At 64.4% G+C, this 12,499-nt stretch carries 5 protein-coding genes; all 5 read right to left on the reverse strand.

Annotated features, from left to right (window positions below):
• Positions 1-13: 13 nt before the first annotated feature.
• Positions 14-3,970 (reverse strand): DNA-directed RNA polymerase subunit beta', encoded by a 3,957-nt coding sequence (locus CH274_RS26480; protein WP_032393969.1) that lies wholly within the window; start codon positions 3,968-3,970, stop codon positions 14-16.
• Positions 3,971-4,067: 97 nt separating this feature from the next.
• Positions 4,068-7,574: a DNA-directed RNA polymerase subunit beta gene (gene rpoB / locus CH274_RS26485; RefSeq protein ID WP_032393968.1), complete on the reverse strand. Its 3,507-nt coding sequence runs from the start codon at positions 7,572-7,574 to the stop codon at positions 4,068-4,070.
• 507 nt (positions 7,575-8,081) lie between these two features.
• Complete coding sequence (locus tag CH274_RS26490) at positions 8,082-10,658, reverse strand: aminotransferase class III-fold pyridoxal phosphate-dependent enzyme (RefSeq protein WP_094659594.1); 2,577 nt, start codon at positions 10,656-10,658, stop codon at positions 8,082-8,084.
• Positions 10,659-10,870: 212 nt separating this feature from the next.
• On the reverse strand, positions 10,871-11,731 hold the full coding sequence (locus CH274_RS26495; RefSeq protein ID WP_094659384.1) for a hypothetical protein: 861 nt from the start codon (positions 11,729-11,731) through the stop codon (positions 10,871-10,873).
• A 58-nt stretch (positions 11,732-11,789) separates the two neighbouring features.
• Complete coding sequence (locus CH274_RS26500) at positions 11,790-12,467, reverse strand: hypothetical protein (protein ID WP_256978877.1); 678 nt, start codon at positions 12,465-12,467, stop codon at positions 11,790-11,792.
• Positions 12,468-12,499: the final 32 nt, after the last annotated feature.

Genomic DNA, 12,499 nt, shown 5'->3' on the forward strand with positions numbered 1-12,499 from the left:
CGACGGAGTCGCTCTAGCGGTATTCGTTGGAGAAACCGTAGTCGTCGAGCGGCACTGCAGCGCCGGTTCCCTGGCCGAAGCCATCCGGGCTGTAGTACTGATCGTCGTACGACGGCACCGCGTATGCCGCGGCACGCGCCTCCTCGGTCGGCTGCACCGTGATGTTCCGGTACCGGTTGATGCCGGTACCAGCCGGGATGAGCTTACCGATGATGACGTTCTCCTTGAGACCTATGAGCTTGTCGCTACGGCAATTGATCGCCGCATCGGTCAGCACACGAGTGGTCTCCTGGAAGGACGCAGCCGACAGCCACGAGTCGGTGGCCAGCGATGCCTTGGTGATACCCATCAGGACCGGACGTCCGGCTGCGGGCTCGCCACCCTCGGAGACGACGCGACGGTTACTCGACTCGAACTCGCTGCGCTCGGTCAGTGAACCGGGCAGGAATTCGGTGGAGCCGCTGTCGATGATCGTCACGCGACGGAGCATCTGACGCACGATCGTCTCGATGTGCTTGTCGTGAATCGACACACCCTGCGACCGGTACACCTCCTGGACCTCGTTGACGAGGTGGATCTGCACCTGACGGGGACCCATCACGCGCAGCACCTCGTGCGGATCGGCAGCACCTTCCATGAGCTGCTGGCCGACCTCGACGTGGTCGCCGTCCGCCAGAAGGCGCTCGGTGCCGTCGTCGTGCTTGAAGACGCGCAGACGCTGACGCTTGGAGAGCTTGTCGTAGACAACCTCTTCGCCGCCGTCGTCCGGGACGATGGTGATCTTGTAGAAACGATCGCCGTCCTCGAGCTGGATGCGTCCCGACACGTCCGCGATCGGAGCCTTGCCCTTCGGCACACGTGCCTCGAACAGCTCCTGCACGCGAGGCAGACCACCGGTGATGTCATCTCCGGCGACACCACCCTGGTGGAAGGTACGCATGGTCAGCTGGGTTCCGGGCTCACCGATGGACTGCGCGGCAACGATACCGACGGCCTCACCGATGTCGACCAGCTTGCCGGTGGCCATCGAGCGGCCGTAGCAGGTGGCGCAGACGCCGGTTCCCGTGGTGCAGGTGAGCACCGAGCGAACCTTGACCGACGTGATGCCCGCAGCGAGCAGCGCGTCGATGGCCGGGTCACCGAGATCGTGTCCGCGAGCGACGATGACCGTGCCGTTCTCGTCGACAGCGTCGTTCGCCAACGTGCGGGCGTACGTGCTGGTCTCGACGTGAGCGTCGCGGATCATCTTGCCGTCGGCGGTCTTCTCGGCGATCGTCGTGACGATGCCGCGCTCGGTGCCACAGTCGGTTTCCCGAACGATGACATCCTGCGAGACGTCGACCAGACGACGCGTCAGGTAGCCCGAGTCGGCGGTACGAAGCGCCGTGTCGGCCAGACCCTTACGAGCACCGTGCGTGTTGATGAAGTACTCGAGGACCGTCAGGCCTTCCTTGAAGGAGGACTTGATCGGACGCGGGATGAACTCACCCTTCGGATTGGTCACCAAGCCCTTCATGCCGGCGAGCGAGCGAACCTGAGTCATGTTTCCGGCTGCGCCGGACTTCACGATCATCGGGATCGGGTTGTCGTCGGGGAAGTGGGCCTCCATGGCCTTACCGACCTGCTCGGTCGCGTCCTGCCAGATCTTGACCAGTGCGGAGTTGCGCTCGACCTTGTCGAGTGCGCCACGCTGGTACTTCTTCTCGATCTGATCGGCCTGAGCCTCGAAGGTCTCCATGATCTGCGGCTTCTCCGGCGGCACGAGGACGTCGGAGATCGAGATGGTGACACCCGAACGCGTGGCCCAGTAGAAGCCTGCGTCCTTGAGCTTGTCGACGGTCTGCGCGACCACGATCATCGGGTAACGCTCGGCGAGATCGTTGATGATGGTCGACTGACGCTTCTTCGGCATCTGCTCGTTGACGAACGGGTAGTCCGCCGGAAGCAGCTCGTTGAACAGCACGCGTCCCAGAGTGGTCTCCGCCGTCCACGCGTCGCCGCGGTTCCAGCCCTCGGGGAACAGCTCGTTCTCGATGTCACGCGGCGGGCGCTGCGTGGTGAGACGAACCCGAATCTGCGACTGCACCGTGAGCGCTCCACGGTCGACGGCCATCTGAGCCTCGGCCGGGGAGGAGTACGCCCCGAACTCGGCCTGATCGGTCGATGCGTCGACGCGCTCGCCGACAGCACCGGCGTCGAGACGCGTCAGGTGGTACAGACCCGTCACCATGTCCAGACGCGGCATGGCGAGCGGACGGCCCGATGCCGGCGAGAGGATGTTGTTCGAGGACAGCATCAACACGCGTGCCTCGGCCTGGGCCTCGGCGGACAGCGGGAGGTGGACAGCCATCTGGTCACCGTCGAAGTCGGCGTTGAACGCCTCACACACGAGCGGGTGCAGCTGGATGGCCTTGCCCTCGACGAGCTGAGGCTCGAACGCCTGGATGCCCAACCGGTGCAGGGTGGGTGCACGGTTCAGCAGCACGGGGTGCTCGGCGATGACCTCTTCGAGAACGTCCCACACCTGCGGACGCTGACGCTCGACCATGCGCTTGGCCGACTTGATGTTCTGCGCGTGGTTCAGATCCACCAGGCGCTTCATCACGAACGGCTTGAACAGCTCGAGAGCCATCAGCTTCGGCAGACCACACTGGTGCAGCTTGAGCTGCGGTCCGACGACGATGACCGAACGGCCCGAGTAGTCGACGCGCTTGCCGAGGAGGTTCTGACGGAAGCGACCCTGCTTGCCCTTGAGCAAGTCGGACAGCGACTTGAGCGGACGGTTACCCGGTCCGGTGACCGGACGTCCACGACGGCCGTTGTCGAACAGGGCGTCGACCGACTCCTGCAGCATCCGCTTCTCGTTGTTGACGATGATCTCGGGGGCACCGAGATCGATCAGACGCTTGAGGCGGTTGTTGCGGTTGATGACGCGGCGGTACAGGTCGTTGAGGTCGGACGTCGCGAAACGTCCACCGTCGAGCTGCACCATCGGACGAAGCTCCGGCGGGATGACCGGGACAGCGTCGAGAACCATGCCCATCGGCGAGTTGCGGCCGGCCTGGAACGCAGCGACGACCTTCAGACGCTTGAGCGCACGCAGCTTCTTCTGACCCTTGCCACTGCGGATGGTCTCGCGAAGAGACTCCGCCTCGGCATCGATGTCGAAGGTCTGCATGAGCTTCTGGATCGACTCGGCACCCATGGCACCGGTGAAGTACTCGCCGTACCGGTCGATGAGCTCGCGGTAGATGAGCTCGTCCACGATGAGCTGCTTGGGAGCGAGCTTGGTGAACGTGGTCCAGATCTCCTCGAGACGATCGAGCTCACGCTGCGCGCGGTCACGGAGCTGACGCATCTCACGCTCGCCACCGTCCTTGACCTTGCGGCGCACGTCGGACTTGGCACCCTCGGCTTCGAGCTCGGCGATGTCGGCTTCGAGCTTCTGCGCACGAGCCTCGAGATCGGCGTCGCGCTGATCTGCGACGGCCTTCTTCTCGACCTCCATCTCGGCCTCGAGCGTCGAGAGCTCGTTGTGACGGAGCTCGTCGTCGACCGTCGTGATGACGTAGGCAGCGAAGTAGATGATCTTCTCGAGATCCTTCGGAGCCAGGTCGAGCAGGTAGCCCAGACGCGACGGCACACCCTTGAAGTACCAGATGTGCGTGACGGGAGCCGCCAGTTCGATGTGGCCCATGCGCTCACGACGCACCTTGGCGCGAGTGACCTCGACGCCACAGCGCTCACAGATGATGCCCTTGAAGCGGACGCGCTTGTACTTGCCGCAGTAGCACTCCCAGTCCCGAGTGGGGCCGAAGATCTTCTCGCAGAAGAGGCCGTCCTTCTCGGGCTTGAGCGTGCGGTAGTTGATGGTCTCCGGCTTCTTGACCTCGCCGTAGGACCACTGACGGATGTCGTCCGCAGTGGCAAGGCCAATGCGAAGTTCATCGAAGAAGTTGACGTCGAGCACGTAACTTCCTTTCCCCGTTATGGGTGTTGTGATACCGAATCAGAAAAAGCGTGATCACCCCCGTGCCTGCAGTGACGCAGGCACGGGGATCACAGAACTACTGAGCGAGGTCGTCGACCGTGGCTGCTTCGTTGCGGGAGAGGTTGATTCCCAGGTTGGCTGCGGCACGCTCGAGGTCTTCGTCGTCACCGTCGGCCATCGTGATGGCTGCGCCGTCCGAGGACAGCACCTCCACGTTGAGGCACAGCGACTGGAGCTCCTTGAGGAGCACCTTGAAGGACTCGGGGATACCGGGCTCCGGGATGTTCTCGCCCTTGACGATCGCCTCGTACACCTTCACGCGGCCGACAACGTCGTCCGACTTGATGGTGAGAAGCTCCTGCAGCGTGTACGCGGCACCGTAGGCCTGCATGGCCCAGCACTCCATCTCACCGAAGCGCTGACCACCGAACTGTGCCTTACCACCGAGGGGCTGCTGCGTGATCATCGAGTACGGCCCGGTCGAACGAGCGTGGATCTTGTCGTCGACCAAGTGGTGCAGCTTGATGATGTACATGTAGCCCACCGACACCGGGTACGGGAACGGCTCGCCGGAGCGGCCGTCGAACAACGTGGCCTTTCCGTCGGGTCCGACCATCTGCTCGCCGTCGCGGTTGGGGATCGTGCTCTCCAGCAGGCCGGCGAGCTGATTCTCCTTGGCACCGTCGAACACCGGGGTGGCGATGTTGCTGTCGGCCGGAGCCGCCAACATCTCCTCGGGCAGACGCTCGGCCCAATCGGGCTTCGTGCCGTCCGCGGCGATCTGAACGTTCCAACCGGTCTTGCCGATCCAACCCAGGTGGGTTTCGAGGACCTGACCGATGTTCATACGACGCGGAACACCGTGGGTGTTGAGGATGATGTCGATCGGGGTGCCGTCGGGCAGGAACGGCATGTCCTCCTGCGGGAGGATCTTGCCGATGACGCCCTTGTTGCCGTGACGGCCGGCGAGCTTGTCGCCGTCCTGGATCTTGCGCTTCTGAGCCACGTAGACGCGGACCAGCTCATTGACGCCGGGAGGCAGATCGTCGTCGTCGTCGCGCGAGAAGACGCGGATGCCGATGACCTTTCCGTTCTCGCCGTGCGGAACCTTGAGCGAGGTGTCGCGAACTTCGCGAGCCTTCTCACCGAAGATGGCGCGCAGCAGGCGCTCTTCGGGGGTCAGCTCGGTCTCGCCCTTCGGCGTGACCTTTCCGACCAGCACGTCGCCGTCACGAACCTCGGCACCGATCCGGATGATGCCGCGCTCGTCGAGGTCTGCGAGGACCTCGTCGGAGACGTTCGGGATGTCGCGAGTGATCTCCTCGGCACCGAGCTTGGTGTCGCGAGCATCGATCTCGTGCTCCTCGATGTGGATCGAGGTGAGAACGTCCTCTTCCACGAGGCGCTGCGACAGGATGATCGCGTCCTCGTAGTTGTGGCCCTCCCACGGCATGATCGCCAGCAGCAGGTTCTTGCCGAGTGCCATCTCACCGTTCTCGGTGCAGGGGCCGTCGGCGAGGACCTGGCCGGACTCGACGCGCTGACCCTCGTCCACGATCGGACGCTGGTTGGCGCACGTGCCCTGGTTGGAGCGCGCGAACTTGCGCATCCGGTAGGTCTTGCGCGATCCGTCGTCGGCCATGACCGTGACGTAGTCGGCGGAGACCTCTTCGACGACACCGGTCTTCTCGGTGATGACGACGTCACCGGCATCGACGGCTGCACGCAGCTCCATGCCGGTTCCGACGATCGGCGACTCGCTGCGAACCAGCGGGACGGCCTGACGCTGCATGTTGGCGCCCATCAGGGCACGGTTGGCATCGTCGTGCTCGAGGAACGGAATCATCGCGGTTGCGACGGAAACCATCTGTCGCGGCGAGACGTCCATGTAGTCGATGTCGTCGGACGAGACGAACTCGACCTCTCCACCCTTACGACGGACGAGAATCTTGTCCTCGATGAAGTGGCCCGAATCGTCGACCGGAGAGTTCGCCTGCGCGAGCGTGTGGCGATCCTCCTCGTCGGCGGTCAGGTAATCGACCTCGTCGGTGACCTTGCCGTCGACGACCTTGCGGTACGGGGTCTCGATGAACCCGAACGGGTTGACGCGTGCGTACACCGAGAGCGATCCGATCAGGCCGATGTTCGGGCCTTCCGGGGTCTCGATGGGGCACATGCGGCCGTAGTGCGACGGGTGAACGTCGCGGACCTCGAGGCCGGCGCGCTCACGTGAGAGACCGCCGGGTCCCAGTGCCGACAGACGACGCTTGTGCGTCAGGCCCGACAGCGGGTTGTTCTGGTCCATGAACTGCGAGAGCTGGGACGTTCCGAAGAACTCCTTGATCGCAGCGACGACGGGACGGATGTTGATCAGGGTCTGCGGCGTGATCGCCTCGACGTCCTGAGTCGTCATACGTTCGCGCACGACGCGCTCCATGCGGGACAGGCCCACGCGGATCTGGTTCTGGATGAGCTCGCCGACGGTACGCAGACGACGGTTGCCGAAGTGGTCGATGTCGTCGACCTCGACCGGAACCTCGACGCCGTCGGGTGCGGTCATCGAGGTCTCACCTGCGTGCAGACGCACCAGGTACTCGATGGTCGCGACGATGTCTTCCTCGGTGAGGGTCGACGCCACGATGGGCTGACCCGAGTTGAGGCCGAGCTTCTTGTTGATCTTGTAGCGACCCACGCGGGCGAGGTCGTAGCGCTTGTCCTTGAAGAACAGGTTCTCCAGCAGGGTCTGCGCCGACTCCTTGGTCGGCGGCTCGCCCGGACGCAGCTTGCGGTAGATGTCGAGGAGTGCCTCGTCGGTACCGGCGGTGTTGTCCTTCTCCAGGGTGGCCATGAGGATCTCGGAGAAGCCGAAGCGCTCCGTGATCTGCTCGGTGGACCAGCCGAGAGCCTTGAGCAGCACCGTGACGGGCTGGCGACGCTTGCGGTCGATACGGACACCGACGGTGTCGCGCTTGTCGACGTCGAACTCGAGCCATGCGCCGCGGCCGGGGATCACCTTGACGCTGTGCAGGTCCTTCTCGGTGGTCTTGTCGATCGAATGATCGAAGTAGACGCCCGGAGAACGCACCAGCTGCGACACCACGACACGCTCGGTGCCGTTGATGATGAAGGTGCCCTTGTCGGTCATCATCGGGAAATCACCCATGAAGACCGTCTGGCTCTTGATCTCACCGGTGTTGTTGTTGATGAACTCGGCCGTGACGAACAGCGGAGCCGCGTACGTCATGTCCTTGTCCTTGCACTCATCCGTCGAGGCCTTGACCTCGTCGAATCGTGGGTCGGAGAAGGACAGAGACATCGAGCCCGAGAAATCCTCGATCGGAGAGAGCTCGGTCAGGATGTCCTCGAGTCCACCGGCGACACTGCTGTCTCCCCGGGCGGCGGCACGGTCACGCCAACTCTGCGCACCTACCAGCCATTCGAACGAATCCGTCTGTACATCGAGGAGACCGGGTACCTCCAACGGCTCGCGAATGTTCGCGAACGAAACCCTCCTCGGGGCTCCCGGTGTTCCGACAACTGCCTTGGTCTGGCTAGAGACTGCCAAGATGCGTCCTTCCAGCACCTCACGCGGGTCGCTCGTGCAGTGCGACCGCCGCTGTATCTGTTTGCTATATGTGGGGCGAATTTCGGCTGGTGCAACCAGACCGAATCCCCATCACAGCGGCCCGAAAACGTGCTTTCGGGTAACAGCGATCGAGAGGTGGACAGGAGGCAGCCAGCGCAACGTCCAAAGGTACCCCAAATGTGCGCACAGCGCAACGGGGGCATCAAAAGTAGCACCCGGGGTCCATTCACGCGCTGACTCGGCGAAAGCGTGTCGCCTGCCGGGCGCCCGATGCCGAAACCACTGCGCTTCGAAAAACCACTGGGGGTGCTCCTGACGACAAGACTGACCCGTGCCGCCCCCTTCGTCAAGAGGTTCGGCCCGATCCGTTTTCCGTGAGACCGCACTCGAACCGGTCGCGTCGATGGACCACTGCACCGCCGAGACGTATGCAACGGTCCATTGACGCGGTCGGGGGCGAGGCGGGCGGGGGCGAGGACCCCGACGCGCCCCGCCCCCTGCCGTCTACCGGTCGGCCTCGCGCCACCGCGTGGCCTCGGCGAGCGTGAACCCGTGGACATCTGCCAGTTCACCCAACCGCTCCACGCTGTCGCCGTCAAGAGTGGTGCCGATGCTGCGCAGACCGAACTCACCCGACAACGCGATCAGCATCGTCTCGGCCATGCAGGCGTACGTCAGCCCCGGAGCCAACCCGTAGGTCAACCCGAAATCCGAACCCGACGGCACCCGCACGATGCCGCCGTCGAACACCGTGACGTCGGGCCGCTCACTGCGCACGTCCCTGCCGATGTTCGGCGGCTGCGCCACATCGCAGACGATGGCACCCTCCATCAGATCCGTCGGATCGATCAGCGCATGCGGTGCCGACGTGGCAGCGATGACGATCAACGAATCACGCACTGCAGCAATGGGATCGGTGAAGAACTCGACATGGCGCGACCTGATCAGATCGTCCAGATCGCCGTCGACCGCGTGCGCGGCCCCGGCCAGATCCCCCGAACCAGCACCGACCCGAGCACTCGCCACCATCTCCTGCGCAGCCGCCCACAACTTGGGCGCGATGACCGAACTCTCCCCCTTCCTGCCGACCAACACGATGCCGCCGACCTCGCCCGCCAACTGCTTGCCGATGGTTCGCCCGATCGCCCCGGCGGCACCGAGAATCGTCACCCGAGCCCGCGCGACATCGATACCGCGTTCGCGACACACGCGTCGGACAGCCCGCAGACTCGCCGCAGCGGTGAACGTGTTGCCGGTGGTGATCGGACGCGTCGTCGCGCCGAGGCCCAACCCATTCCCGGTGATCACCGAGGAATAGCCGCCCAACCCGACGACCGTCGCACCGCGCGAGATCGCCAGCTCGACGGCCCCGCCCACCACAGTGAGCGCACGCTCGGTCGGCAGACGCAGCAACTGCTCGGAGGTGTACGGCAGCCCGATCAGATCGCCGTGCGCCGTCGCCTCCCCACCTCCGACGACCCGGCCACTGCCGATGACGAACGACGCGGGTTCGAGCTCGGACGTCGACGCCGCGAACCGCTCGAGCAGATCCTGCCGCTCGCCGTGATCGAACACCTCGAGTGCCGGATCGAACGCCGCGAAGAACCCCAGATCGAGAGGGTGCGCGATGAACGCGAAGCGACGATCCGTCGCCCGCACAGCGATATCGGGCGTTCGACCCGGACGCAACGCCTCGAGAGCAGGCGGAGTGGCGACGGTCGGGCGGCCGAGCAGATGTCCGAACAAGCCGTCCATGTCCCCCGCTGCCGCGTACCCCAACGCCCGATCCAGTGCTGCGACCAGCCGCGAGCACTGCACCGCCGACACCGTCAGCGGCGGTTCGATCCGAATCACCCTGTTACCGAACAGAGTCGGAGCCACTCGAATCCCCTCGACGTTGAGCAGGTACGAGCAGATCACCACGGCCAGATTGTGTTGATCGGCAATCGATCCCAGCAACGACTGCCGCCCGACCATGTTGACGTCCGCGGTGAATTCCATGCCGAGCAACAACCCGCGTCCGCGCACCTCGGTGACCACCGACGGGTACTTCTCTGCCAACACACTCAGATCGAGTTTCAACTGCCGCCCGACAACGGCCGCGTTCTCCACCACCGCGCAGTCGTCCCGGGTCAACTCGTCGAGAACCGCGATACCCACCCGTGCAGCCAACGCGTTCCCCGCGAACGTGGACGTGTGGCGCAGCGCGAAACTCTCGTTCACCAGCCTCGGCGCACACAACACCGCACCCACCGGCACGATGCCGCCACCGAGCGCCTTGGCGACGGTCAGGATGTCCGGCACCACGCCCTCGTGCTCCGCCGCGAACATCCTGCCGGTCCGGCCGAGCCCGGTCTGCACCTCGTCGAGGGCCATCAACACCCCGTGCCGATCACAGATCTCCCGCACGCGGCGCAGGTAACCGTCGGGCGGACACACCACGCCACCCTCACCCTGAATCGGTTCCACCAGAAACACCGCATAGTGCCCGGGGGCCGCCGCCAGTGCCGCGTCGAGCGCATCCGAATCACCGAACTCGATGTGATCGAATCCCTCGACCGGAGCACCGAAACCGCTCTGGTACTTGACGTTTCCCGTTGCCGACAGAGCACCGAGAGTCTTGCCATGAAAACTGTTCCCGGTCGTCAGTACCCCCAGCCGACCGGTGTGCGCTCGCGCGATCTTCAGCGCCACCTCAGTGGCCTCGGTACCACTGTTGACGAACGTCGTCCGCGTCAATCCGTCGGGTGCGATGCGCCCCAACCGATCCGCCAGTTCACCGGCCGCGCTCAACACCGAAGGCTGTACGAAAATCGCCTCTCCACTGCAACGAACGTCGTTGACCGCCTGCCAGATCGGAGTGGGACCGTGCCCGAACGGGAGTGCACCGTACGCCCCGGCGAAGTCGAGATAGCGACGACCCGAGGCGTCGAACAGGACCGTCCCGTCGCCGCGCACGTACTCGCGATCCAGATTCAACGCAGACAACAGCCGATACAGTTCGGGATTGACGTGCTCGGCAAACCCCGATCGACCGGACCTGGAGTCCACCACGGAATATTCGATAGTTGTGTCAGTCATGACCAGCATGCTCCGTTTTCATCGGATCCACCCCTGGCTGTCGAGCTTCGATTGGTTGTCCCGAACAACCAGGGCTCGTCCCAAGCCAGGACGCAATCGCGATGGTAACGCGATGGAAAGCCGGTGACAGATGGCGGAAAAGCCCACGAAAAGGCCCCGTCCGAGCAGGGCTTCTGCGTCGAACGGGGCCGAATCGAATGCTGGCTGGGCTCCTACTGATCGTCGATGGCCGACAGCTTCCAGGTGCCGTCGACCTTCTCCATGTTCACCGTCAACGGACCCTCGGCACTGCCCGAGGCAACGCCGTTCTGGGTGGCACTGATGTTCACGTTGGCGATCAACTCGGCCACGCCGTCCTCCAGCCGCGTGACTCCGATATCGGTGACCATCGCTTCGGTCCCCGTATCCGTCTGCACCACAGCAGATTTGGTGGTTTCGGCAGTGGAGTTGAACTCGTCGAGCATCGACTGATTGAGCACCGCACGCGCCGCGTCGAAATCGGCGTCGATCGTGGCGGCCTTGTACGTGTACAGAGTCTGCAACGCATCGGTCGCAGCCGAGGTGACTTCCTGCGTCGCCGCGGAATCAACCCAGGCCGCATTGTCGATCGTGGCGAACGGCTTGAACGCGGCAACGGCAGCGAACGCGCCGAGCACGACGGCAATGACCGCGACGACGATCACGTGCTTCCAGCCGATACCCGACCCCGACGCGGTGGACGAGCCAGCGACAGTGGACGACTCTGCGGCGGTGGACGACTCGGCTGCGGTGGATTCGTCGGCAGATTCGCCTTCTGCAGGCTTGTCGAGTGCGGGTTCCTCGGCCGCGGCCTTGTCGAGTGCAGGCTTGTCGAGAACAGGCTTGTCCGTTGCGGGCTTGTCCGTTGCGGGCTTGTCGAGAATCGGCGTGCTCGGCGGCGGAGTCGTGACAGCCGTCTTGTCGTCGGCAGCGGATCCCTCGGTGGTCGAGCCCGTGACGGTGGATGCAGCAGTCGGCTTCCCGGTGCCGGCCACCTTGCGGCGTACTTTGCTGGTGGTGGTGGGTGGAACGATCTTGCGACGCTGGGGAGGCACTACAGAACTCCTTCGAAACTCACTTCGGTACAGACGGAAGACACCACTGCCGGGTACCTCAGTTGCCGCCGGTGTCCGGCTGGGGAGCCGGCGTCGCTTCCGCACTGGGGTCGGCCGCGTTCGGGTCGGCGGGGCCGCCCGGATCGGTCGGGACGACGGGGTTGGTGTTCGGGTTGTCGAGCGAGATCCGTGAACCGATGGGGTCGACCTTGTTGGTCTTCCACACCCCGTCGACCTCCTCCATGGCCAGACGCATCGTCAGCTTGCTTCGCTCGACGCGATCGGGCCAGGTGGTGGTCGTCGCAATGACCACCAGAGCAGTGGCGGTGTTCTCGTCCGTGCTCAGCTCCGTCAGCGTGCCGTGTAGGACCTCGGCCTCGCTCTTGGCACCGGACTGACGAACCTGATCGGTGATGCCCGACCGCGTCTGCTCGAGGTCGTTGAGCATCAGGTCGCCGGTGATGGACGACTTCATGTTGTCGAACGACTGATCGATCTGCGCCGCGTCGACGGTGTTGAGGTTGACTGCCGCCTGCTGTGCTCCGGTGAGCGCCGCGTCCCTGGTGTCCGCGGTGGGCTTCTGGCTCAGAAGCGCGTTGCCCCAGCCGTACCCGAAGAACACTGCCGCTGCGAGGGCGGCCACGGCGATCACGGTCACGACGGCAAACAGGATTTTCGCGGTCTTGTTGCGCCCTGGAGTCGCTGGGGACTCCAGGGCTTCGGTGCTCGAGTTCACACTTTCCACCCTACTACTCGGTAATATCCGGC

This window comes from Rhodococcus sp. 06-418-5, assembly GCF_002258285.1.
Taxonomy (GTDB): domain Bacteria; phylum Actinomycetota; class Actinomycetes; order Mycobacteriales; family Mycobacteriaceae; genus Rhodococcoides.

Bases quoted from the DNA above. Each gene is read 5' to 3' on its own strand.
- CH274_RS26490 (WP_094659594.1), bottom strand. From the start codon at position 10,658: ATGACTGACACAACTATCGAATATTCCGTGGTGGACTCCAGGTCCGGT.